The organism is Mucilaginibacter metallidurans (assembly GCF_003286435.2).
Taxonomy (GTDB): domain Bacteria; phylum Bacteroidota; class Bacteroidia; order Sphingobacteriales; family Sphingobacteriaceae; genus Mucilaginibacter; species Mucilaginibacter gossypii.
In genome coordinates, this window is record NZ_CP043449.1 from 1,797,846 (window position 1) to 1,823,987 (window position 26,142).

The window sequence follows — 26,142 nt, forward strand, 5'->3', positions numbered from 1 at the left end:
CGTCCCCCAGCTTTTGATTATAACTAATTTCCTCACTCAGCCGGGCCCTTTCAGCCTGAAACTTTTATAATATTTCAGGTAGGTTTCCACTTCAATTTCCTCGTTGATCAGTTCCTCCAACTGGTCAATTTTAGCCTGTAGTTCCTTCAACTGGCTTTTCTTCACCACAACTTCCTGTGTTTTAACCTTTACCATGTTTTTGAAACTGGTGGTTGCAGGCGATAAAAGGCTTGGAAAGACTTAAATAATCCAGGACCTGTTCCAGTTTTTCGTGAAGTACAGTTCCAAAAACATTGAAAATATTTGAACAGTAGGATCCAAAAGAAATCCTTTTTAAGAAATATGTCAGGTTGTTCATGGAGTAAACAACTCATACGGCAATACGGAAAGCTTGTTGAACTTAGAAATTTTCGCTGTGAAATAGGATCGATTATGATGATGAGCCGTAGACATGTTTAATGCAATTAGATTTTGCGTTGGAATTGCTGGTGAATCGGGCTTTTAGTATCTGCTGTTGCTGAAGAACTGTCAAAAAACAACATATTTCCACAGATTCAAGATTGGCGGCCAGGCGATTTTTATTGTGTGAAGGATGAGGTGAAGTTGTCATCTTTATTTATAACCACTAACAGCCTGATACGCCAGATTCATGTATAGTATTTAACGGTTGGCTTGCACATCAGGACTGTGGAGACCGTTTAAGCTTAGCAATCATGGGTCGATAAGCACTGTTTTTTAGATGGCTATCCGATGGATCTTCCATATTGGCAGCTATTGGGGTATTTACCAAGTTGTTACTTTCCGAAAGCCTTTTTCGGTAATCAGACGGGGATGTGCCCATTAACCGGCTGAACATCCGGGAAAAATAATATTGGTCATGGATGCCGATGCGAAAAGCAAGTTCTTTGACAGACATGGCCGTGAATGAAAGGTACTGACAGGCTTTTTGTATCTTCAGGTAATTAAAATATTCCATAGGCGTATGTCCTGTTTTTTTCTTGAATATTTTACAAAAATAGGTGACTGACATTTGGGAATGATCAGCCATTTCTTTCAAGGTGACAATCTTTTCAATGTTGTCTTGCATGAAATTAATGACCGATTCTACGGTATCCGTACTCGGCTCTTTCTTCTCCCAGTTAAATTGTTCCGTGTAGATCATGGAGGACAAAAAATGATAAAAACTCATGTTCGCATAACGCAGCGTATCTTCTCCGTAACCTTTTTCAAGGTTGTAGTAGATATCGTCAAAGATCTTAATACGTTCAGCGCTGTAGGTTAACTGCGGCTTAAAAGATTCTTGCTTTTCTACGATCAGGTCAGTGATGAATCGCGCATTTTCTCCCTTGAAATGTGCCCAATAGATCGACCATGGATTTTTTTCGTCAGCGCCGTAAGCGTGCGGCGTATTTGCTGGTATTGCGATAAATTGTGAAGGAGCTATTTGAATTCGTTTTTTGTTAATATCAATCCATCCATAACCATCTGTGCAATAGATTATTATATGCTGATTGATGCCTTGCGACCGCTGCGCGTAGTGGAATAGTGCCCTGGGATAATAGCCGATATCAGTGATGTAAACCTGCCTGGTGATCGGGTCATCGATCAAAAAATCCGAAACAATTTTTTTGGGGATCACAATCAGTCTTTGACCGTCAAACCCATCTCTCTTGCGTAATGATTTGTCTTTGGACATTTAATGCTGAATAAAGATATCGGCAAAAGTGTATAAAAATATTTCATTGTTTGTAAAAATCCATCACAATCACAAAATATGTCATTTTTAGCATGGTCGAAAGGTTGTAAGTTTGATGTATAAAACCAATATGTAAATATATTATTCGCCTGAAGGGCTTTCAGTAGGAAACTAAATTTCGAAAAATCTTGATTATTCGTTTTTTTATTGATACCAGGTAAAAGCCTGGCCCTGATTTCTATTGTCCATCTCTCTGGCGCAGAACTAATTTTTTTAAACCCAATTCAATGAGAAAACTACTACTATTCGTTGTGCTGTTTTCGGCCGGTCTGATCAGCGCTTACGCTCAGCAGCGGAAGATCACCGGCACGGTTAAGGATTCACAATCCGGGCAAACCTTGCCTTTCGCCACCATTTCCATCATCTCTAACGGAAAGACTATTAGCAAATCTGCGGCCGATCAGGCCGGTAAGTTCTCGGTTGACGCAGAAACGGGTATGATTATCCAGGTATCTTTCGCTGGCTACGAACCGGCCCGGATTACGCTGGCGGCAAGCTCTGATCTTACCGTTTCACTTAAAAGCAATACCAATCTTTCCGAGGTTGTTGTGATCGCTTATGGTCGTGAAAAGCGTAAAGATCTGACCAGTGCGGTAACTACCGTTACGGCGCAGCAACTCAGTGAAGCTCCGTCCACCAACCTTGCAACGGCACTCGGCTCGCGTGCTCCGGGACTGGAAGTGCACGCAACCAGTACACAGCCAGGCTCAGGTGCTTCGGTTAATGTCCGGGGTCTCAACTCGATTTCCCAGCTACAAGGCCCGCTTTATATTGTTGACGGTGTCGCCTTAGTCGGTGATATCCGCAACATTAATCCCAATGATATCGAGTCTGTTGAAATTCTGAAAGATGCCGCCGCGGCCGGTATCTATGGCTCCCGTGCGGCAGAAGGTGTGATTCTGATCACTACAAAAAAGCCAAAAGCAGGGGCGACTAATGTGAATTTTGATATGTATGCGGGCATCCAGCATAATAATCCGGCTTACCAGATGCTCGGGGCGCATGATTATGCTACACTTAAACGATTGGCTTATCAGGATGCGGATCCGGGGACCTTCGGTCAGCCGGGTACGACGACCGCTGACGCCAAGATATTTAACGCTAACGAATCACAGAGCATAGCTGATGGCTATACCGGTTATGACTGGCAAAAAGCAATCCTGCATAATAATGCACTCACTCAGAACTATACACTTTCTGTGGCTAATGGAACCGGTTCTAACAAGGTATATTTCAGTGGGCAATACCAGAACCAGGACGGCATACTTATTAACACCGGCTATAAAAAATATTCCGGCTACCTGAGCGACGAAACAGCGATCAGATCATTTTTGAAATTGGGTGGCAGCATGAATTTTACTCATGACATTACGCACAATGCGATGCCGAACGAGTATCAGCAATCGCTGACACAAAGCCCGTTGCAGCCGATCTATGACAGCAGCGGTCAGCCGTTGATCACTGTGGATAACTCCACGGGGGTACCGACTATTTTCAATCCTGTAACACTGGCCTTAAACGCCATCGACTTATACACCACCAACCGGACCAATGCAAACCTATTCGTCGAGTTTACACCGGTAAAAAACCTGATGTTCCGTTCCAGTATCGGCGCTGATATCTATCAAGCCGAAGAAGATAAGTATTGGCCAAGAACGACAGGACCGGGTTATGCGCCGACAAATGGCTTAGGTGAGATTTATAATACCCGCGCTACGGACGTACTATGGGAAAATACTGCAACCTATAACCTGACGAAAGGCAACCACGACCTGAGTTTACTGGGCGGTTTCACTTTTGAACGTCACGAAAATACGGCGACTGATATGCAGGGAAGCCAGTTTCCAACGGACTTGCTGAGTTATAAAGCCATCGGCAGTGCCGGTCAGAAATTGCAGGACAATAGCAATTATGATGGTTGGGCAGTACGCTCATTCTTCGGCAGGGCTGTCTATAAATTTAAAGGACGTTACATCTTGAACGGCACGATCCGTCAGGACGGATCCAGCCGCTTTGGGGGTAACAATAAATTCGGTGTATTCCCCACAGTGAGCGGCGCCTGGCGGGTGATCGATGAGCCATGGATCGGCTTCAAGCTGAAAACTTGGCTGAGCGACTTTAAACTCCGCGCCAGCTACGGCTTGGTAGGTAATCAGAACTTGCCTTATGACGCAATTTATACCCGGTATGACCCAACCACTTATCCGTTTAACGGTACGAGTGTAACCAGTGGCTACCTGGCGGGGGGCACGAACGGCGTATTCGGAAACAACTCTCTGCAATGGGAAGTGCAGCACCAGTTCAATGCAGGTACCGACATTGCCATGTTCGATAACCGCATTCAATTATCACTTGACGTATATAATAAAAATATCAGCAGCCTGCTGATGCCACTTCCTTTGGCGCCATCATCTGGTTTTCAAACAGAATACGTGAACGTTGCGGCCATGAGAACGCGCGGCATTGACGTGGCACTGAAAACAACTCCCGTGAAGACGGCCAGCTTTACCTGGCAGGCGCAGATCAACTGGTCGAAGTATGACAGCAAGGTAACCAAGCTATTCCCGGGCAGGGATTCCGTTAACCTTTACCTTCGCGTTGGCTTGCCGCCAGCGGGCACTTTCGTAAACTACATTTTCGACGGCCTGTACCAGCAGGGAGATAACTTCAAGTTAAATCCAAATGGCAAACCTGGCGACATCAAGATACGCGACGTTAATGGTGACGGAAAGATTACACCGCTGGATCAGGTGGTGGTAGGTTCAAGCATTCCAAAAGGTTCGGGCAATTTCTGGAATTACTTCCGTTACAAGGCGATCTCACTGACTGTGAACAGTACGTTTGCATATGGTCAGAAGTTGAACAACCTGACTTTTACCAACCTGACTTATTACAATTCGGCATTTGGTAGCCAGGGCAACGTCACCGTTCAGGGGGGTGACTACTGGACCCCAACGAATACAAATACAGTAATTCCAAGACCAAACTCTTTCGGTACTTCGCTTAAAACATTGCCTGGTGGTATCTCTCAGGGATCAAGCTATTCCATCCAGAATGCCAGCTACCTGAGAATCCAGCATATTACGTTAGGTTATGATTTACCTTCTTCGCTACTGAAAAAGATAAAAGTCAACACTTTGAATATCTATGCGCAGGCGCTGAATCCATTTGTCTTCACCAGCTACAAAGGAATTGACCCCGATATCGCCGGTAATTATGCATCTAACGAAATTTATCCTCGTTACCGTACTTTCATTTTAGGCGCAAGACTTTCCCTGTAACATTAAGACCAAACTAGACATGAAAACTTTTCAACGTATAAAATTCAAAGCAATCGGTATCACAGCCATCATGCTGTTGTTTGTCATCGCCGGTTGCCGTAAGGAACTTGACTATACTCCGGAAGTATTTGTTTCGGCCCAAAGCCTCTATAAGGACCAGGCTGGGGCTATAGCAGGAGTAACCGGTATCTATCAGCAATTGCAGACGCTTAAAAAATCTGACTATCAGCTTATTGGCGTAATTGGCACCGATGAGGCACGCTGCGCTTACCAGGCGCAGGGTTATGGTTCTTATTGGGCTGGAGTAGTGGGTATTGACGTTTATGACCTTACCTTCAACAGTCAGAACGCTGACATCAGCGGCTTTTGGGGCGTTTGTTATAAAGGGATTGCCAATGCAAATGCAGCAGTTCTTAATATTCCGCAGATCAAGAATTTCGGAGACGCTTCGTTGCAAAACCGTTTGGTTGGCGAAGCCCGATTCCTGCGCGCGGTTTATTACTTCTACCTGGTTCAATTATTCGGCGATGTGCCTATGCCGCTTGAAAATACGGCTTTCGACAACGGCGTACCACGTACGCCGCAGGCTACCGTTTATAACCAGATCATTTCCGATCTTAAGTTTGCTTCGACCAATTGCTGGGCTAAAAGTCAACTTGGAGCAAGTGCCGCCGGCCGGGCCAATATGGAAGCGGCAAAAGCCTTGTTAGGAAAAGTGTACCTGACCTTGCATGACTACCAGAATGCTAAAACAACGTTTGAGGAACTGATCAATGGTAATAAACTGACGTTGCTGGCAAATTATGCTGATCTCTTTGATGGTCAGCATGAAAATAATACAGAATCACTTTTTGAGATCCAGTATTCTACAGATAACAACAATAACACTCAGGGATTGCAGAATCTTTACGGTTCCTACGCTGGTCCTCCGGTGCCTTTTCAACAATTCAATCAGCATACTCCAGGCTATGGCGGTACGGTGATAACTTCCACAGCGTTTTACGCTGATACCGTTTTTGCGAAACCTTACTCATGGGCATATCAGTATGATGCACGTTACAAAGCCTCTATCAGTCACGATCGTTATGACAGTAACGGTAACACCATGAGCTGGTGGGCAGACCCGGGGTTACCAACCGTGAAAAAGTATGATATCTCTTCCAGCGACATTGATGTTTATCACTCTGGCAAAAACTTATATTATCTGCGCGCAGCAGACGTATTCCTGATGTATGCAGAAACTTTGAACGAATTGGGTCAAACTCAGGCAGCACTGGTACCGCTCAATAAAATACGTGAACGCGCTTTTGGAAATAGTTCGGTAAATTACGCTTTGACCGATCAGGTCTCGATGCGAGAGATCATACTGGATGAGCGTACCCGGGAATTGGGCGCTGAAGGCTGGCGCTGGTTCGACCTGAAGCGTACGGGCACATTGATCTCGCGGGTGAAACGTTACGACGATCCAAAACGTGACTTTATGAAGAAAAATAACTCGTCTACCGATCCGCATCCAACGCAGGAGATTTCTTCCAAAAATTTGTTGTATCCTATTCCTCTGAGCGAATTGCAAAATAATGCTGCACTGGGATTAAAAGCACAAAATCCTGGTTACTAATCAAATTGATTTATATATGAGCAAATTCAAATATCTGTGGCTGTTTACCCTGGCTTCAGTTCTTTACTGCTTCCCATTCGCATCGCTCGCACAGCAAGTAGATCGGTCGGGTGACGCGCTAATGGTTAGAAGCGAAGGATCCGCCATCACTGTCAACCAAAAAACAGGGCGTTTGGATTTTAAATTTGGCAATGGCGTTACGATTGATAACGCCATTGCCTATGTAAGGGAATTATCTTCCGGATATTTGGCGACGACTGACTGCCAGTTGCATCAGGCAAGCACCGATACGTTCAGCAATGCCGCCGGCAAAGGTATACGGCTGACGATACGACACTCGGGAAATGCGGCCCGAATTACCTTGTTGCAGCAGTTGCTGATCTATACCGATCACCCTTACATTTTTGCTAATCTTACTGCCATTAAAGGAGACGGTACGGATGAAGAAATGGAAACCCGTGAGATCTGCGCGTTGGCTGTTTTACCAAAAGAAAAGGCCCTGCTTGTGCAGCCGGGCGCCGAGCCGCGTTTGCTCGACGTTCCGTTTGACAACGATAACTGGACGCATATTCTGGAACGACGCTGGGACCCCGGGAAACCTGCATTCAACGGCATAACCTACGAGTTTTCTTCAGTTTACGACAATAATAGTTTTTCAGGTATCGTCTTTGGCAGTCTGAGCCACGACTTCTGGAAAACCGGTATTGCATATCATTCAGGTAAGACTACGGGTCAGGTCGATTCACTATCTGTTACCGACGGCGTAGCAACCCCCGATAATTCTGCATTAAGACCAGAGTATGGGGGCAACGACGGAACCCACGATCATGCAGTGCATGGTACCGCTAAGGGGCCGTCAGTTCATTCGTCCGTGATTTTCCTTGCTGCGGGAGATGTCCGCAAAATTTTTATTGACTACGGCAATGCCAACGCTTTACTAAACGGCCGGCTGGACTGGAAAGGCGCAGCACCTTTTTATTGGAATAGTTTTGGTGTGGAAGGCGTGCTGGGTTATGAGGGGAAAATGATGCCGCGTGATATTCCCAAGATTTCAGATTTTATTGCAACGCTTGATCAGTTCAATAAATATTCAAGACCGGTTATGAGTATCGATTCTTATGATCAGGGGATATATACCACGAGTTTGCTGGCATCGTTCGGTAAATACATTGACAAGAAAAAACAGGACCTTGGCTTCTACTTTATACCCTTCGCCATGTGGACCTGGCGGAACAATACTGCAAATACTAAAATTCAGGGATCAGATTATAACCTTTCAGACGCGCTGCTCTCAGACGATCACGGCAACCCGATCTGGTATAAGGAAGGCGACTGGGGGTGCCTGGCGATGGATCCTACACACCCTGCCGTTCGGCAGTACGTGATCTACCAGCTCAAAAAAGCTAAAGAGATCGGTGCTAAATTTTTGAAGATCGATTTCTTAACTGCCGGCGCACTTGAATCTACCCGTCGGTACAACTCGTCCGTTCGTTCCGGTCTTCAGGCTTACAATTACGGTATGAACATGTTGAAATCACTGGCGGATTCCATTCTGGGCAAAGACGTTTTTATAACTGAGGCAATTTCTCCCATGTTCCCCAGCCAGTATGCCCATGGCCGTTTTGTTTCTACGGATGTCTACTCCCATTTTAGGGATGATCGGCCGGGTTTCCCGCATTATGGTAGTACAGAGGCATCCCTTGCCAGCGGGTCTCATCTCTGGTGGGTACAGGGAACACTCTGGCCATATACCAACCTGGATGTGGCCGTCATGAAGAATTTCCAGAAAAATCCTGATCTGACTGAAAAAGATATCCAGGTACGCCTGTATGCTATGATGAGCATGGGCAGTATACTTGGGGACGGCTCGGATTACCGGAATAAACTCGCGGCTGATCGCGCAGCAGTTTACCTGAACAACAAATACCTGTGCGCTTTCTTTAGCGCACCAAAGGCTTTTACACCAGTAAAGGTAGCTGACGGTGAGTCACTCGACCAGCAGATGGCATTTTTTCTGCCGGGTAAAGAAGTCTTGATCTCACAGTTCAACTTCAGCAATTCCGCCGGCTATGACCAAATTTGGAAAAAGAAGGAGCTGGGTCTTACGAACACCAGTTACCTTATAAAAGATTTTCTGACGGATCAAACAGTAGGCAAGATCGAAAGCGGACAAGAAACTTTTTCTACCAGCGTACCTGCAGCAGATGCAAGAATGCTTAAACTGGTACCATCTAATTAATTTTAAACTACAATTATAATATACCCGATACGGAAGTAAAAGCTTGGGCGGAACAAGTGACCATCCCGACCTATGGGATCGGACAACCGGAAAAAAATCCGATGTTTCTGGAGAAAGGGGTTTACCAGGGCAGTAGCGGTGTTGTTTATCCCCACCCGGTTGTCGAAAAAATATCTGATGAAAAAACGGATAAGGAATACACGGCAGTGTTTCTGAAAAACGATTACCTGAAGATCATGGTTTTTCCACCGTAGCCATGATTTTATTTTACAAGAGTACGCTTTGTGTTTTCTTAAAGCCGTAAACTTACCTCTTATTGTTATCGTGTTAGGATGAATTTTTGTATTGGTTCAGCAAGCGATAACGTTCTACCAATTACCTGATTCAAAATTTGATTTATATAAAGCCTGTTTAATCATTTTCTTTTCACAAATCGTGTTGCTGATTTTTAGTTTTTTGAGTATTTCATTTAAACTGGATAACTTCTTTTACCGAGCGCAGTGTGTTTCGTTCGACCTCCCTTTACAAGTTGACGGCAAAATTTAAAAATGCATAATTCATTCTGCTCATGAGTTCGATCTTGATGGTCGATGTCATCTAATTACAGCCTGATCGCAACGAAGAGGTCCTGGCTTTATACGGCATTTCAATAATGACTTCAGTATCAATGTTACTCTGGATCAGAGGTACGTCCATTATGCGGTGTGATTCCGGTCGCTACTTTTTTAAGGTCTTCTTTGCTGAGGATGGTTTTCTTTTCGTAGTGTTCCAAATGAAAGTTTTCCAATTTTTGTAAAAGATATTGCAGCGTGAATTTTTCGGCAAAGGTCAACCTGCCGGTGATGATCTGTCCCACATAGTTGGTATGTTCAAATACCTGGAACAATAATTTCTTGCCTTCGTCAGTAATGGCAATATGCTTACTTCTTTTATCCTTTTCATCGTCCCACTGCCTAACCAACCCTGACACAACCAAACGCCTGATCACTTCCGTACCAGAAGTTTTTTCCTGTAGATTATGGCTGATAAGTTCACTTTTTGATAAGTGCGGGTGCGTTAATAAAATAGCCAGTGCCGTAAAATCCTCGGCGGTTTGCAAGGGCGTACCCTCCAGTGCTTTTTTAATATATGATTTGGCGTAACGACTCATGAAAACAAACAGGCGCCCGATGTTATTATCCAACTGATAAGCAATATCCAAAGCGGCGCTGTCATTATCACCAAACCTAACTTCACTGCTATGATTATTAACGGCGGGATCGCCAACTTTATTCAAAAGAAAACCTATAAAATCCTGCAAAGACACTTCCCGTCCCTGGTTTTCTTTTTCCAGTTCATCTACAAGATCGATCAGTTGATGAATGAGTTGGTATGATTTCATGTTTTTATAAATTAAGCATGCCGGCAATTTTCAAAATTAGTTTCTTTTAACGAGTGCTGGGTTTTGCGTCTTGAAGGTAGCATAGGCAATCTGGTAATTTTTCTTGGCATCTCCCTGCGGCTTAAAGCTTTTAAACAGGTTCAACGTTTTGATCAGGGTTAGTTTATAAGCAGGCAGTTCGGGGGCGTCGATCGCCAGCATATCGGCCATTTCTTTTCCAAGCAGGTAACGCATCAAGCCCAGTATATCGTTGGCCGTGGCCTTACTTTTATTAACGGAAAGGATATGAGCGGTCAGCGATCTGGTTAATTCCTGTCCATGTGTAGAAACAGCGAACTGCCTTCGTTTAATAATGTTATCAAGTTGCTGCGCCATTTTAGAGTTTTCGGGGATCAGATCTTCATCTAATCCCGACAGATAACCTACTACTCCCCATATGTGCATAAACGCGGCCTGGTCATCCTGGCTTACGCTGTAGCCGAGCATTCGTAGCCCGCGAATAACGATCAGTGAAAATGACAGGTTTGTTCCGGCCATGTCTTCCTGGTTGATCGGTAATCCCCAGCTATCATCCCATTTGCCGCTTTGCAGCGTGTAGTAACGAACGGCCGCGTGCATGATCCGCACTTTTAAAATTTCTTCATAAGCGTTTCCGTTTTTACCGAAAGCATCCGGCCCCATAACCTCCCAAACAAACACAGCGGTATCATAAAGCCTTTTGGTAGTTTGTTTACGGATCAGTTCGGACAAGTATAGCACCATCGCGCCATTGGCTGCATTATAACAATAGGGTAATGATAACAACCCGAGTAAACTCATAATTATCTCCGAATGCCGGGCATAGAAAATAGCGCCGTTTCTCATCAGTAGTGGTTGCGCCCATATTGGCAGTTCTGTAGCTTTATCAATAAAGTCAATTTTCGGGAATAAATGCTGTAGTAATTTCAAATGGTCGGCACCTGATTGGCCACCCATCCAGTCCTGTAATTGCTTCTTCTTTACCGGATCGCTAAAAACATAATGTATAAACTCATCCGCCCGTTTATCACCTAACAGCCGCTTGCGGTTTAAAAGTTCATTGCTATATAAATTATGGTTGATCATTAGCGCATGGTATTTATAATGCCCTCTGCAGCCAGCCTGCCGCTTTTCATCGCTGCATTAATTGAGCCATTCATCAAATAATCCCCGCAAACAAAGCATTGGTTATTTACCCGTATGGTTGTATAACCAGGTTCATTAGTCACGTGGTCGTCATTCGGCAGCGCATAATCAATATGGTAGGTTTTTAGGTGTTTCCAGCTAACGGCTTCGGGATACCAGAATTTCAATTCGCTAACCACATTTTCCTGTAGTTTATTTTGGTTCGCATTTGAATAGTCGCCTATTAACGATAATGAAATTAAAGTATCGCCGCTTTCAGAATACCTGTTAGAAATACGATCCAATACGGCAATGTTATTTACAATTTTTCCAGGTAACGTATTTAAAGCTATCAGGGGCTTTTCAAAGGGGCGTTTCCTGGCTGTGAAATACATATTGCTTACAGAATGATGCTCAATGTTCGAATTTCTGTTGCTTATGGGAGAACGCAAAGGATCGGTAGCGATCAAAACAAAGTTAGCGTGATAGCTAAGCCCATCTGTTGTTGTTACTGAGCCTCCATTAACTGCGGATACATTTTGATGGAATAAGAGTTCCTGCGGAGCAAGGCATTCAGCCAGTTGTTTAGGTATCATGCCCATTCCTTGGGCAGGGATAGCGGCATCACCCTCGCTGAACATTTTAAAAACAAACTCAAACATTCTGCTGGAGGTACTTAAGCGGTCTTCGAGGAATACCCCCGTCATAAAGGGCCTGAAGAACTGGTTTACGATGGTTCCGCTGAAACCTTCTTTTTTTAGGTATTCTGTGGTGGTGATCTCTGGTTCTGAAAAAATCTTGTCGATACTCTTACCGGCCAATTTTAGCTTTAATCGGAGCATGCGTAATTTATCAGTAAATGTAGCAGCTGAAGACAGCAAAGTGCTCATTGTTGAACCTGGCTGCCTGATCGGATCGCCTAAAATATTAGCGCCTTTTTTGTTCAAAATAATTGCGCCGGGATCGAATTTACAAAGGTCCAGCGCCTCATAATCCAATAGGTTTCTGGCCTCCGGATAAGCTGTTAAAAAAACCTGGAAACCCCGGTCGAGCAGGTAGCCATCCACCTCATCGGTTCGCACTCTACCACCTACTCCATCGGAGTGCTCCAAAACCAAGACCGATTTTTTGGCAGCCTTTAATATTTTGGCCGCTGTTAAACCGGCTATGCCTGCACCTACAACAATCACTTCCGCGTCTTTTTTCATGGCTTATGTATTGAAGCTGGTATTTGTATTTAATAAATGTGGTTCAACTCCAGGCTTGGCATAGGCGAGTTGTCCAACGGGTTGGGGTAGATAGTAGGTATCCAAACCGGCCACGGTCATGGTTCCAGCTTTACCGTGATCAACTGTTCCATCTGCCCCGATCAATCCATCTTCTGTTAGGATATGGACTATTTCACCTATAACAATTGTTGTTCCGTTAACCTCCATATCAATCATCTCACGTAATTCCAGCCCTATGCGTACGTTGGATGCTTTCACAAAGGGTGCCTTAAAGCCATTTGTATAATACTTTTTGAAATGACAGGTGTCAAATTCAGAAAAGCCGGAAGGATAACTTGCACTGGTTTGGTGCGCCTGCATGTACCATTCTGGTAACACGTTATTGAGGGTATATTGTCCTGTTGATCTGATGTTACGCAGCGTATCATTGTGCTCACGTTCGGGTCGGATCACCATTCCGATAAGCGGCGGGTTCGCACCCAAATGGAAAACAGAACTAATGATACACAAGTTAGTGACACCGTCATTACTGGTTGTTCCCAAAAGATTCAAAGCCCGGTAGCCTATCAAACTGTTGATCAGGCTTGTCCTGTATTGCTTTTCCAGCTGATAGATGTTTTCGCTTTTTATATCCTGCATCTTAACTTGTTTTTAATTTACCTAAGCCGCCATCCATGCCGATAACCTGCCCCGTCATCCAGGTACTGTCATCCGATAATAAATAGGCGATAAGCCGACTGATATCTTCGGGTTGTCCTATTTTTCCTAAAGGATGACGTTTACCAGAGGCTTCCCGTTTTTCAGGTGTACTCAACAAGCCCTGAGCGAGTGGTGTGTCTGTTAATGAGGGGGCTACCACGTTAACCCTGACATGCTGTATAGCAAGCTCGGCTGCCAAAGAAAGCGCCATGCCTTCAACTGCGCCTTTGGCAGCTGCTATACTGGCATGGTAAGGCATGCCGGTTTTGGCGGCGACCGAACTGATCAGAACAATGGATGAACCTCCGGCATTTTTAATTGGTTTCATAGCCTGCCGGATCATATGTGCTGCACCTAAAACGTTCAGCTGGAAATCTTTCAAAAAATCTTCATCAGTTAACCTGCCGAACGGTTTCAGCGTAATGCTTCCAACCGAGTAAACCAACCCGTGCAGTTGCTCAGGAAGGAACAGTTCCACCGCATCCAAACTTTCTAAAACGTCTGCTTTTAAAAAATGTAAATCTTCCGGCCACTCGGCTGATGCCGATCTTGATACCGTATAAATATTGGCGTTCTGCCGATGAAGCAGTTGAACTAATGATAAGCCAATGCCGGAACTGCCTCCGACCACCAGGATATTCTTTCCGTTGAAGTCCATTATCCGATATACTTTAAAAATTCATTCTTGGTTTCAATATTTAGAAACTGCCCGCTGTATTCAGCTGTCAGCGTGGTACTGCCGGCGTCCCGGATACCACGGCTGGATACGCAATGGTGATGCGCGTCTATAATTACCGCTACATCTTCCGTACCTAACGCTTCTTTGAGCATATTGGCGATCTGCATGGTCAGCCTTTCCTGTACCTGTGGTCTTTGCGAACAGTACTGAACAATCCTGTTCAGTTTTGATAAACCGATTACCTGCCCATTGCTGATATAGGCAACGTGGGCTTTACCTACAATAGGTACAAAATGGTGCTCACAGTTACTAAATACAGCAATATTCCGTTCCACCAGCATTTGATTGTAGTTGAATGGATTCTTGAATAAAGTGGGTTTGGGTTTGTTAGCAGGGTTAAGGCCGCTAAATATCTCCTTCACATACATTTTAGCTACCCGCTTAGGTGTGTCTCTCAAACTGTCATCTTCCAGGTCCATTCCCAAGGTTTCCATTATTGCGGCGAAATGTTTGGCGATATGTTCCATTTTGGTATCGTCGTCCAGTTCAAATGCATCAGGCCGGAGTGGCGTGTCGAAAGCAGCGTTATAATGATCTTGTTCCAGATCAGTTACTACCTGCGCTAAAGTTAAGTCGTTAACTGTTTCGTCTTTTATCATGAAGTCGTATTAGTATAAGTTAAATGGCGTTTACTATATTATTGCCCTTCGCTGATTTTTAAGCCGGAAATAAAACCCTGTGTTTAAACCTGTATAGATCATTACATTTAGCAAGATCGGATTCATCCCATAAAAAACATCCTCTACAGGAATGGTCAAGATACGTACACCTATGATGTGTGCCGGGTTATACCAAACTACCAGGTTTTCCAGGCCTGTGCCGGTCAGCAAACCATTATACAGTGACACTATATCAGGCTTTGGCTAAATAGGCTGCTGCACTTAAACGAGAAAACCCAGAGCAAATCATCGCTACGGAAGATTTTTCGTCAGGGATAATATTATTGATAGGATTTGACTTTAACATTTAAGGAAAATTAGCATTTAGTTTACGATTCAAAGATAATACAATAATGTGCTATATTTTAATATGTAGTACAATTTTGTATAAATTAAGAAAGATTATGAATTACTATTCCCGCAAACTTTTTTAATTGATGCCAAAAGCAATGTTATAATTCAATTGATAAAAAGATGATAAATGCATGTTGTAGATGATGACAGTCAGTTATATAGATGATGACGATCATTCTGAAAACCTGATCCTTTTCCTATTATTGCTTATGTTTTTACAACTTGTAACACAGAAAAAAATATTTGACTTCCCTGGTTAATAACGGTTTGCCCGGCATTTGTCTATCGCCTATTGATGTATGAGGTAGTACAAATTTCGCAGTCCGCCCAATGGCCGGCATACCTGAACTATCCATTATAAGATTAAGCGCATTGTGTCTTTTGGGATACAAATTTGGGTATTGCTTTTTTCGGCATATATAATAAAAATCATCATATAGGTTGTTGAACTCAGCACTGGAGTAACAAGGATCTCTTTATTTTAGTTTTACTCGTTGTATTATGAAAACGCAAATAACTGTTGTTTTAGGATTAGCCTTTCTGTTAGGCAATGCATCCTGTATTAAAGACTTTCACAAACCCACCACAGTAACGGTTAGCACGTTTGCCGGTCAAAGTATTGGAGGGGCATCTGATGGTGTCGGCACATCGGCTTCATTCAACAGCCCAGTGGGTATAGCAACAGATGTTGCCGGTAACATATACGTGACAGATAATTGGACCGGCTTGATCCGTAAGATAAGCCCGGCGGCTGTAGTAACAACCCTTGCCGGCAACGATAAGGTTGACATGGATGGCCGGGGCCCTGTGTTTTGGTATCCGTCCGGCATAGCGGTAGATGCTTCAGGTACTATATATGTAGCCGATAGTCATAACAATCGGATCTGTAAAGTAAGCCCGGAGGGCGTGGTAACAACCTTTGCAGGTAGCGGTGCCCAGGGAACAGCCGATGGCCCGGGAGCTACGGCTACATTTTATAATCCGGGAGGTTTGGCCTTAGATGCCTCCGGTAATGTTTACGTGGTACATAGTAACCTGGTCCGTAAGATAAGCCCGGAAGGCGTAGTAACAACCCTTGCAGGTAGCGGTGCAGCAGGTTCGGCCGATGGCAAGGGTACTGCTGCGTCATTTAATGGTGCTTCTGATATGATAGTAGATGCTATCGGTAACCTATATGTGGCAGATTCCCACAATAACCTAATCCGTAAGATTAACCGGGGAGGCGTGGTAAGTACGCTTGCAGGAAGCGGCGCCAAGGGTGCAGCTGATGGCAAGGGTGCTGCAGCTTCATTTGATACTCCGTTTGGTTTGGGTATAGATGCCGCAGGTAATATATACGTGGCGGATCGTCTGAATAATAAAATACGCAAGGTGACCCCTCAAGGTGTGGTAACCACGGTAGCCGGTACCGGTGAGTTTGGGTCAAATAATGGCCCGGGCGCTACAGCTACATTTAAAACCCCAACTGACGTGGCCGCAGATAATTTCGGCAATTTATACGTAACTGATGGCAATACTATGATACGGAAAATAGTGATAAGTAGATAAACTCTCTGAATGATATCTATTAAAACTCCATTATATGTTAGGAATGGTCAAGCATAAATCCTGAATAATCGGTTCTATCGAAAACGGGTTAGATATTTGAAATCAGCCTGACCATCAAACAGAGTGGCTAATCGGTTCAGTTCATCCAAAATAGGTCTGTGGGTACATCGGGTTTTAGTACTATTTTAGGCAAGTTGTCAATTTTATTGGCAACTTTTTTATGAATTAATTGCAGGTAGCCAATTGCTTCTCTTGAGGTAATCGATTAAGCTAATTATTTACAATTGAGTTTTATTCCTCTTGTTAAATTTGTAATAATTGAACCTCATGGACCATATCATATTCAACATTATTTCTGAATCCTAATGTTGATTACACCCGCAGTCCGCGATACGGACAGAGGATCGGAACAAATTAATCATAACGCCTAAACAATCAAATATTGATTGGACAAGCTGTTTAGGTCAATCATCAACACATTAACGTTCGGCGCAATCAAAATGCCGGAATCCGGCTGGGTTTTCAAGATCCGCTAAACAGCTCCTGCCACTGGCGTATCATGCCTAAAAACCTGTTATTTAAAATGATGATCTTAAACATAGCAAAAGCCAGCTGACTTATGTTGAAGGGGGATTGGGATATATAAGGTTCAAAAAGCTAAATAAACCATATTGACTTTCCGGAGGATATTTGGTGTGTAAAAAAAGCTATTGCATGGCTGATAACTCGCATAAAACAGCCAAATACTTCAAAAATTGGTTCGAATTCTGTACAGTTAGGTGCACCATATAGGAACTGTGTCTAAGTTCTGAAAGGGTCACTTTAAAAGAGTGAACCTTTTTAATTCTAAAAAGTCGCTACTTTTCGATTCGATCAAACAGAACCCGGATCAAGCAGAATTCTTGTGGGAGAATAAAAAGCATTTGCTTTGTGGATATAATAATTAATACGTTGTCGATATCACGAAAACTCAAAATGTTCGATAACTGGAATATCGCTAACTGAGTTGATGAACAGATCCATTTTAACTGAAGGTCCGTGAAGCTGCCATGTTAAAAGCATATAGTCGCCATCTTTCACCCTCTTAACCATCTTGAATTTCAGTTTATGAGCTGTCATCATATCTTCGCACAAGATGATACCATTTACCGAGACCGGGCATTTAATATAAAATGTTTTGGATTGATTATAATAATCTATTTTCTTTTGAAAGAAAGGAAGTACGGAAAGTATAAACAGGATCATTATACTGGCGAACCCGGCAGCTAAGTAGTAACCGGCTCCAATACCCATGCCTACTGCCGCAACGGCCCAGATGGTAGCTGCGGTAGTGATGCCATTAACCCGGTTTTCACCTCTGAAAATAACGCCGGCACCAAGGAACCCAATCCCCGTAACCACGTTTGATGCGATCCTGTCTGCATTGTCAGGCGCCCCAATGGCGGTTGACATGAGTGTGAAAAAACAAGCGCCAAAAGATATCATGATGGTGGTACGGAAGCCAGCCGCCTTACCATGATATTCTCTTTCGGCGCCTACAAGTCCGCCCCACAACAGGGCCAGTAAAAACCTGACCAGTATTTCTATATCGAAAGCCATAAATTCAATTTTATTTGATTATAACCGAATATATGATTTTTATAGATACTTGAACCTGCCGGGTTTCATCATTTATGTAGCGGGAGAACCCGGTTTTCAGAGACAGATTGCTGTCATCTGCTGTAATGATAATTGCCGGGGCCCACAGTGAATTTTTTGTAATTATTTCCTGAAAAATCGGGAACAAAAATATCAGCTGTTGTATTTTGCGGAACAGTTACCCTCATATCTAATTTCCTATCAGTGATTTGCCATTTACTATAGATGGTTCCGTACGGGCAATCGTATTTTCCTTCGGCCCATGATAGCCCGCCGCCAATTACCGGTTTGATTGTTATTTTTTTATAGGCTGGTGCGGCAGGCGTAATACCTGCAATATAGCGATACATCCAATCGCCGATAGCCCCGTAAGCGTAATGATTATAAGAATTCATAGATGACTCTTCAAAACTGCCGTCGGTCCTGATACCATCCCATCTTTCCCAGATAGTAGTAGCCCCCTGTTTAATTGGGTATAGCCAGGAAGGATAAGTATCCTGCAATAATAACTTGTACGCCACGTCGGCGTAACCGAACCTGGTGAGGGCATCACAAAGATAAGGAGTGCCTAAAAAACCCGTTGTCAGGTGATCCCGGTATAGCCCGATGTTCTTAATAAGGCGGGCTGCAGCCTGCTGTCTCAAGTTTTTCGGCAGCATATCAAATTCCAAAGCTAATACGTATGCTGTTTGGGTATCTGATGAGATCAGGCCATTAGCGGTAACATATTCGTTCACAAATGCCCGTTTTATTTTGAGCAACAACTTTGAATAATATTGCTCGTCGGTTGTTTTGTTTAAAACTTTGGCGCTGTTGATCAGTATTTGGGTTGAATATGCATAGAAGCATTGTGCGATAAGATATTTATTGGTTATCGCAGATGTACCATCTCTGTCGTTATTCACACTATAAAACAACCAGTCGCCAAAATGATTACCCGTTACCCATAAATTGTTCCTGGTTTGCTTTTGGATATAATTAACCCAGGCTTTCATGCTTTGAAACTGGTTTTCTAAAATCTTTTTGTCTCCATATGCAAAATACATATTCCATGGGATGATGGTTGACACATCTCCCCATCCTGAACTGCCGCCAACCTCATTTGTGCCATTTTTGAATACATCCGGAACCACAAAGGGGATACTACCGCCTGGATACTGATCGGCAGCTACATCCCTGAGCCATTTGGTAAAGAAATTGTGAACATCCATATTAAATGCTGCTGTACGTGAAAATACCTGCGCATCGCCTGTCCAGCCTAAGCGCTCGTCGCGTTGCGGGCAATCTGTTGGTACATCAAGAAAGTTACCTTTCTGTCCCCATTGGATATTGTGTTGCAATTGATTAAGCAAGGGGTTGGAGCATAAAAAGCTCCCGGTAGCTTTCATATCCGAATAAACAGCTACAGCGGTAAAGTCATCTGGATTTAATGCGCCTTTTATACCGCTAACCTTAATGTACCTGAAACCCTGCCAGCTAAATTGCGGCTCAAAGGTACTTTTAACGGTATCTTTTAATATATAAGTGTTTTCGGCCTTTGCCGCCCGTAAGTTTTCTGTATAAAATTCGCCTGCTTTATCCAGCACTTCTGCGTGAGCAATTTTAATTGAGTCTCCCGGATGGCCTTTCAGTGTAACTTTTACCCAACCCACCAGATTTTGACCAAAATCAATCACCTTTTCACCGCGTGGCGTAGTTATGACCTTTATTGGCTTAAATGTTTCATGTTGCTTAACGGGTTCGTTATATGTAGCAATAAGGGTGTTTTTAGCGTATGGCATTATGATTACAGGATGCCAGTTATGGTCATCAAAAGTGGGCCCTGCCCATCCTGACTTTTCTAACCTCGTATCAATAATACAACCGTTGTAGATCTCGGCAAATTGTAAAGCTCCCGTAGATGATCTCCAGCTTTGATCTGACGATATGATTTTCTCTGAGCCATCGGTAAAGATGATCCTCATCTCCATTAAAACTGCTGTTTTATCACCATAAAAATTGGCCCTGGGTGTATAAGGGCCCAGCGGGCTGCGATACCAACCGCTGCCAAGTGTAATACCCATGGCATTTTCTCCCTGGGCTAACAGAGTTGTAACATCATAGGCCTGGTATTGTAACCTTTTATTATAACTTGTCCATCCTGGTGTAAGGAAGCTGTCGCCTACTTTATGCCCGTTTAGTTGTGCTTCATAAAAGCCATGCGAAGTTATATAAGCTGTAGCCTCCCGTATTTTTTTGTTTAATGAAAAATTAGTTCTCAGCAAAGGAGCGGGGGCGTTTACTGTATCATTTAAGGCAGGCCTAATCCATTGGGCATGCCAGTCAGAAGCAGATAGCAGGCCCATTTTCCAAAATGACTGATCACTCCAAGCTGAACGTAATCCGTTGGTATCCCAAATCCTTACCCGCCAAAAATATTTATGGCATGATAGCAGTGTTTTGCCGCGGTAAGGTACGTACACTGACTGATTTGATGTTATTTTTCCGCTCGACCATAACGGGGTTGTATTATTTTCGCTGAACGAGGCTGAGTCTACTTGTATTTCATAAGCTTGTTGGCCGACGGGTCTATTGTCTTTTTCTGCAAGTTGCCAGCTAAAACGCGGATTGTGTGCATCAATACAAATTGGGTTTTTCAGGTTTTCGGTTAAAAGATTTTTTAAAGCCACTTGTGCCGAAGTAGTGAGCCATGAAAATAAAAAACATCCAATAAGAAATGGTGCTCTCATAATTTAATGTATAGGGTAACCGGTAAATTGGTTTATAAAAATAAAGCAGGATGGTTTCATTACCATCCTGCTCTGTCTTTTTGAATACTTATTATATTTTCGAGAGATCGTTATACCGAGTTTGGGAATAACGTTTACTTTCCCTTGAGTTGAACCATCACTTTTATGGTTTGGAAAATTATGCTCAAGTCGTTATTAAAGTTGATGTTTTTTAAATATATAAGATCGTAACGCACCCGGTGACGCATTTCCTGAACATTTTCGGCATAGCCGTAATTTACTTGTCCTATAGAGGTGAGACCCGGCTTGAGTTTAAATAACTTTTTGTAGTTAGGTGATTCTTCTATGAGTTGTTCAATAAAATACTGCCGCTCTGGTCTGGGACCAACGATAGACATGTCGCCCTTTAAAACATTCCAAAACTGTGGTAATTCATCCAGCCTGGATTTACGTAAAAATACACCCCATTTCGTAATTCGGGGATCTTTATCTTTTGACAGCATCGGCACAGCTTGCTCTGAATTTACATACATGCTTCTGAACTTATACATTCTGAAGGGTTTATGATTTCTGCCAATTCTTTCCTGACGATAAAAAACCGGGCCCCTTGAAGTTAATTTAGTTATTATAGCTAACGCAATAAACACAGGAAGCCCCGGGATCATTACAAAAAGGGAAAAAAGAATATCGAAACAGCGCTTAAAAAAAATAATCTTCAGACTAAGCTCAATAGAAGAGGAGAGCTGTATTACAGGAAGATTTTCATAATTTACGATACTGGCATAGCTGTTATCGAGTACAAGATCTGAAACCAGTTTAATTTTAATGGAATGCTGGTCGCCCAGGTCAACCAGTTTATTCAATAAAAGCTGATCCATAAACTTGTAGCATATAAATGCTTCATCAGGCCTGGCCTCAAGGATTTTATCAAATAGTACTTCATGGGGCAGGCTTTCAATCATTTCTTCGGGTATGGTGGTAATAAAATTATACCCGTACTCCGGATGCCTTGAAAATGATTTTTTTACCCGGTTAACGATATCAGCATTACCAATTACGATAACATGTTTAATGTTATAACCTTTTTTACGAATATAATCGAGTATAAAAAAGATTAGAGAGCGCTGAATAACTATGAAGATAAAAAACAAAAGATATGTGCAAAACATCACCATTCTGCTTATCTCATAAAGCTTAAAGAAATATACTATCCCCAGAACCATTACCAGGTGGTATACGATAGAGGACATGAATTTGCTTAAATTGTCACTTAATATAAGGGGCCTTTTTATAGTATAGCTTTTAGTTACTGAAGCTATTGTAATCCAGGTTAGGTTAACTAATAATAAAAAATCAGTTGATTGTATTTCTGATGAGTAGAATGTAAATATAAAGAGATGAGCACATTGCAGGGCAATATTTAATAATATTAAATCACAAAAAAATGTGAACGGCTGAAGTAGTTTAGAATAGCGCATTTGCGATCAGGGTTAAGTTTTGCAAATATAATAATTTTACTAAAACGAATTGTTTTTAAATAAAATCAACGTTTGTTAAACTTAATTACGGGATCACTACTAATAACGCTACAGTTAAGAATTAATTATTTTCTGTTTTATTTTATATTTTTTAATTGATGTAGATAACCAACTCATTTTTAAATGAATTGAGCGGACGATACGGGTGTATTAATTGATTTCTTTATAATTAAATAACAATTTCTAAATACCGCAAGTGGCAAGTCTTAGAGAAACGAAGCCACAAGCCATTAATAATTGATCTGTTATTTCCAATAATATGAATGCATTGACAATTTCTTTAAAACCGGAGTTGGAAGTTTTTTATAAAATTTCCCGGTTTTATAGCCTAACCATTTTGCACCCAGGGAAAAGACCGATTTAAATATCCTGCTTTTCTTGTGTTTCACAACATAGCTTAATTCGGCTTTCATAAACTTAATACCCTCTCCGGTTGGTTTACCAAAATCATCTATTAGCCATTTGTTTTGTTCGTGGAATACCCTCGTATCAAAATACCGTCTGAATTCCTGCAGCAATGTATAGGTGTGGGAATGGTGTGCTGTTGCATCTGCAACATACGCCTTTTTATATCCGGCGATCAACATTTTAGCCGCAACAATTGCGTCTTCGCCCATAATTGAATCTGAGGAGAAGCCACCAATTGCCAGTAGCGCATCACGCCTGTAGGCCGAAAATGAATTGGAACAAAAAAATACCTTGAACCCCATTTTTACTATATCATCAGGCGCCCGAACATGTGACTCGTCCGGGTAATTGTATAAACGGGCGTGGCTTTCCAATATTTGGGCATTTTTATGAGGCAGTTGCCTGCCATATGCCATGCCTATTTCCGGATCGTTAAACACGTTAACTATATTAGTAAGGCTTTGAGGCGAAGCTAAAATTGCATCTTGGGTTATAAAAATGCAAATGTCCGCGTTGGGCACCGCGTTAACCAGTAATTGCCTTGTACCTCCGTGATTAAATTCGGATTTGTTTATGTTTATTACTTTGAATCCAAATTGCTGGCCAACAGCTACCGTGTTATCTGTTGAACCAGAATCCACAATAATTTTATCTGCGAGTTCGATATTCTGATCGTTTACACTTTGCAAAACCTGTGGCCATATTTCTCCGGCATTTAAAGTAGGAATAAGTAGACTTATATTCAGTTTCATTTTACTTTACGATTTTAGCCCCATTTGTGCTGAAACTTTGTCTTTTGCTTTACCTATCAGGAAAGATAAAAGGCTATCCCAATTATTAAAAAATGGCTGATCCGGAACCATTACTGATTGCTTATCAAAAATAAGTTCGCTCTTCATAAATAAAAACATATATTCTGCCAATTCTTCGGCATTATTGGGATCGAAGAATTTTACTTTTTCATAATTGCCCATATTTTCATGGGCATATGGCAAGTCGGATACCATTATGAGCTTATTGAATGACCGGAACTCGGAAAGAGGCAATCCCCATGTTTCCAATTTAGACGGAAATAATAAGCAATCTGTTTTTGCATATAGCTCGTTAATAATGGCCCGTTTCTGCACGCCTATAAATTTTATACTTTTTACGTGGCCATATTTTTCAAAAATATGACTGGCGTATTTATTCTCCGTGCCATTTAATGTGATAACTAATTCAAAAGTCGCAGTCTTTTTTTCAAGAAGCTCGGCGGCTTTGCATACAACTTCAAAGTTTTTAAATATCCTTGGTATTGACGGAAAAAAGAAGATCTTTTTATTCATATCAATACCCAATAATTCATCATTTAAAACCATTGGTTCAGGTATATGCTTTGTTTGAATAGGATAGGCTACTATGGTATTAACGCCATACATGGTACGGAAAGCCTTCCTAATCCAATTTTGCTGAACTATCACATATGCATTTTTTTTAATGTTTATCTGATACAGATACCGGTAAAAGATGCAGAACAATGAAAACTTAATGTCATAAAAAAAACGCTTAACATCCAGTTTATAAAAAACAGAAGGATTGTGACAATAAACAACCTGAAATTCGCAATTAACATTAGGTGTAATGTCATGCAACGAGATCCAAAGGTCAGGTTTCAGTTGGTTTGATAATTCTTTACTTTCAATATATTCAAATTTTACACGCTTAAGCCATGAGGATTTGACTTCGGGGTATTCAATAAAAGTAAAACAGTTTTTATCTATCCCTTCGTCAAGCAGCTTTAAATCATGTAGCAAAACAGTGATCTCAAGCTCATGTTGCCTTTTAATTTTTGATATTGATTTTAATGAATCCTGAAGTATACTCAATATACCTCCCTCAACAAGATTTACTCCCGAAATGACTACTTTAAACATATATGGATATTATTCGGCGGTTTTTGTTTTTTGATTAAAGGAAGAATAACAAAACATTACGGATAGGATAATTGGCAAACTGGCAAAAACCACGGTATCAAACAGCATAGAAATCATGAGCTGTGCATCTTGCGGAAACGAAGTGATTAAAAGCGTTAAAAATATGATACCAATTGCAGCCAGAAAATTGAGGTTCATTTTATCCATTGAAAAAAACTTTCTTCGAACAAAACCGACTATTATGCCCGTAATAAAAGAATAAATTAAGGCACCAAAGGCTCCGAAAAAAATATGCCCGCTTATATAATAGGGGGTGTTGGGCCCGATTGATAAGCCGGTATCGTCTGAGCTCTTAATGTAATACAGCAACAGATCATTTCCTAAAGGAAGTTTATAATCTACTATTCTTAAAAACCCTAAGACAGAATTAAAATGATAGCTCAAAAAGTCGATAAAGTTATAGCTTTGAAAATGGGCAACGGTTGAAGGCTCATAGTAATAGATTATGGCATCGCCGAAATATAGAAACCTAATCCCCAGCTTAATTAATCCGTCCTGTACGGAAGCATTATACCCACTTCCTTTAATTAAGATAAATATGGCAGAAATAAATCCCACTACCAGGAGCGGAACCTTTGCCCTGTTTATCTTTTTAAAAGACGACATTACCTGTGTTTTCTTAAATACTCCTAATAAACTGATCAACGAAACAAAAGTTAAAACTACCCCTTTGGCTCCGGATGTCATTGAAATGAGGAACAATACGAACAACATGATGAGGTTCCTTTTTCTGTTTGTGCGCATGTACGTAAAAAGTAAACTCACAAACACCAAGTTTAGTAGGCCCCAGTTAATTCTTCTGACGGCGCCAAATCCGCCGCCTTCATCAAAATTCGAAAACTTTGCTAAACTTGGATCATCGCTCAATAAGGCGAGGCCCTTTTGAGAAATCAAAATCAGGTTAGCCGCTACAATAATTATAAATGCAAATAGATTGAAGTAATTTACAAATTTTAACAGATCATCGGAGTAAACAAAATTGCTATCGTCAATTTCCTTAACTCTGGGCCTGTTTAAGAGAAAGCCAATATTCAAACAAACCACACATAGTAAGAAATTGATAAGATAAGGTGTGTAGGTAATTTGAAGCAAAGCCATTTCAACGGAAAAAGCCTGAGTTATCAGAAAGAAAAATAAAGGATCAAACAGAGATATGATATACTTTCTGTATATAAGAAAGGATATTGCAAAAATGAAAAAAGTTTGCAAA

21 protein-coding genes are annotated in these 26,142 nt (G+C 42.0%); 5 read left to right on the plus strand and 16 right to left on the minus strand.

The window, feature by feature from the left end; genetic code table 11:
- Window positions 1-36 precede the first annotated feature (36 nt).
- Window positions 37-195, minus strand: coding sequence for a hypothetical protein (locus DIU38_RS32955; protein WP_167516109.1), 159 nt, complete (start codon window positions 193-195; stop codon window positions 37-39).
- 484 nt (window positions 196-679) lie between these two features.
- The gene (locus tag DIU38_RS07885) at window positions 680-1,696 is read right to left on the minus strand and encodes an AraC family transcriptional regulator (protein WP_112652976.1); all 1,017 of its coding nucleotides are present in this window, start codon (window positions 1,694-1,696) and stop codon (window positions 680-682) included.
- Window positions 1,697-1,983: 287 nt separating this feature from the next.
- Here DIU38_RS07885 and DIU38_RS07890 point away from each other — a divergent pair, with 287 nt between their 5' ends.
- The 4 genes from DIU38_RS07890 (at window position 1,984) to DIU38_RS33860 (ending at window position 9,148) form a co-directional block, all read left to right on the plus strand.
- Window positions 1,984-5,037, plus strand: a complete 3,054-nt coding sequence (locus tag DIU38_RS07890; RefSeq protein ID WP_112652975.1) for a SusC/RagA family TonB-linked outer membrane protein — start codon at window positions 1,984-1,986, stop codon at window positions 5,035-5,037.
- A gap of 19 nt (window positions 5,038-5,056) precedes the next feature.
- Entirely contained in the window at window positions 5,057-6,655 is a 1,599-nt protein-coding gene (locus DIU38_RS07895) for a RagB/SusD family nutrient uptake outer membrane protein (protein WP_112652974.1), read from the plus strand.
- Between the two features lie 16 nt (window positions 6,656-6,671).
- Window positions 6,672-8,894 carry an alpha-amylase family protein gene (locus tag DIU38_RS07900; protein WP_208809221.1) on the plus strand — a complete coding sequence of 741 codons (2,223 nt, stop codon included), beginning with the start codon at window positions 6,672-6,674 and terminating at the stop codon, window positions 8,892-8,894.
- Window positions 8,895-8,995: 101 nt separating this feature from the next.
- The gene (locus DIU38_RS33860; protein ID WP_208057557.1) at window positions 8,996-9,148 is read left to right on the plus strand and encodes a hypothetical protein; all 153 of its coding nucleotides are present in this window, start codon (window positions 8,996-8,998) and stop codon (window positions 9,146-9,148) included.
- Window positions 9,149-9,564: 416 nt separating this feature from the next.
- Here DIU38_RS33860 and DIU38_RS07910 read toward each other — a convergent pair whose 3' ends face one another.
- From DIU38_RS07910 to DIU38_RS07940, 7 genes are read right to left on the minus strand one after another with little or no spacing between them, the layout of a single operon-like run.
- The gene (locus DIU38_RS07910) at window positions 9,565-10,275 is read right to left on the minus strand and encodes a MarR family winged helix-turn-helix transcriptional regulator (protein WP_112652973.1); all 711 of its coding nucleotides are present in this window, start codon (window positions 10,273-10,275) and stop codon (window positions 9,565-9,567) included.
- A gap of 36 nt (window positions 10,276-10,311) precedes the next feature.
- A complete protein-coding gene (locus DIU38_RS07915) occupies window positions 10,312-11,379 on the minus strand; it encodes an oxygenase MpaB family protein (protein ID WP_112652972.1) in 1,068 nt (355 codons plus the stop codon).
- The gene (locus DIU38_RS07920; protein ID WP_112652971.1) at window positions 11,379-12,626 is read right to left on the minus strand and encodes an FAD-dependent oxidoreductase; all 1,248 of its coding nucleotides are present in this window, start codon (window positions 12,624-12,626) and stop codon (window positions 11,379-11,381) included. Before DIU38_RS07920 ends, DIU38_RS07915 begins: the two co-directional genes overlap by 1 nt.
- 3 nt (window positions 12,627-12,629) lie before the next feature.
- Window positions 12,630-13,286 carry a flavin reductase family protein gene (locus DIU38_RS07925; RefSeq protein WP_091162777.1) on the minus strand — a complete coding sequence of 219 codons (657 nt, stop codon included), beginning with the start codon at window positions 13,284-13,286 and terminating at the stop codon, window positions 12,630-12,632.
- A 1-nt stretch (window position 13,287) separates the two neighbouring features.
- On the minus strand, window positions 13,288-14,004 hold the full coding sequence (locus DIU38_RS07930; RefSeq protein ID WP_112652970.1) for an SDR family NAD(P)-dependent oxidoreductase: 717 nt from the start codon (window positions 14,002-14,004) through the stop codon (window positions 13,288-13,290).
- Window positions 14,004-14,684, minus strand: coding sequence for a GTP cyclohydrolase I FolE (folE, locus tag DIU38_RS07935; protein ID WP_112652969.1), 681 nt, complete (start codon window positions 14,682-14,684; stop codon window positions 14,004-14,006). Before folE ends, DIU38_RS07930 begins: the two co-directional genes overlap by 1 nt.
- Window positions 14,685-14,717: 33 nt before the next feature.
- Complete coding sequence (locus DIU38_RS07940; RefSeq protein WP_208057556.1) at window positions 14,718-14,933, minus strand: lycopene cyclase domain-containing protein; 216 nt, start codon at window positions 14,931-14,933, stop codon at window positions 14,718-14,720.
- 666 nt (window positions 14,934-15,599) lie between these two features.
- Between DIU38_RS07940 and DIU38_RS07945 the strand changes: the two genes are divergently transcribed.
- Window positions 15,600-16,646, plus strand: a complete 1,047-nt coding sequence (locus tag DIU38_RS07945; protein WP_112652968.1) for an NHL repeat-containing protein — start codon at window positions 15,600-15,602, stop codon at window positions 16,644-16,646.
- Between the two features lie 522 nt (window positions 16,647-17,168).
- Here DIU38_RS07945 and DIU38_RS34815 read toward each other — a convergent pair.
- The 7 genes from DIU38_RS34815 to DIU38_RS07975 all read right to left on the minus strand — a co-directional run bounded on the left by DIU38_RS34815 (window position 17,169) and on the right by DIU38_RS07975 (window position 25,676).
- Entirely contained in the window at window positions 17,169-17,246 is a 78-nt protein-coding gene (locus DIU38_RS34815) for a thiamine pyrophosphate-dependent enzyme (protein ID WP_375339186.1), read from the minus strand.
- A 360-nt stretch (window positions 17,247-17,606) separates the two neighbouring features.
- The gene (locus DIU38_RS07950; RefSeq protein ID WP_091162781.1) at window positions 17,607-18,245 is read right to left on the minus strand and encodes an MgtC/SapB family protein; all 639 of its coding nucleotides are present in this window, start codon (window positions 18,243-18,245) and stop codon (window positions 17,607-17,609) included.
- 113 nt (window positions 18,246-18,358) lie between these two features.
- A complete protein-coding gene (locus DIU38_RS07955; RefSeq protein ID WP_112652967.1) occupies window positions 18,359-21,013 on the minus strand; it encodes a glycoside hydrolase family 78 protein in 2,655 nt (884 codons plus the stop codon).
- Between the two features lie 134 nt (window positions 21,014-21,147).
- On the minus strand, window positions 21,148-22,491 hold the full coding sequence (locus DIU38_RS07960) for a sugar transferase (protein ID WP_112652966.1): 1,344 nt from the start codon (window positions 22,489-22,491) through the stop codon (window positions 21,148-21,150).
- A gap of 305 nt (window positions 22,492-22,796) precedes the next feature.
- Entirely contained in the window at window positions 22,797-23,711 is a 915-nt protein-coding gene (locus DIU38_RS07965) for a glycosyltransferase (protein ID WP_243770787.1), read from the minus strand.
- A 6-nt stretch (window positions 23,712-23,717) separates the two neighbouring features.
- The gene (locus DIU38_RS07970) at window positions 23,718-24,872 is read right to left on the minus strand and encodes a glycosyltransferase (protein WP_112652965.1); all 1,155 of its coding nucleotides are present in this window, start codon (window positions 24,870-24,872) and stop codon (window positions 23,718-23,720) included.
- Window positions 24,873-24,881: 9 nt separating this feature from the next.
- Window positions 24,882-25,676 carry a hypothetical protein gene (locus tag DIU38_RS07975; protein WP_146750402.1) on the minus strand — a complete coding sequence of 265 codons (795 nt, stop codon included), beginning with the start codon at window positions 25,674-25,676 and terminating at the stop codon, window positions 24,882-24,884.
- Between the last annotated feature and the right edge of the window lie 466 nt (window positions 25,677-26,142).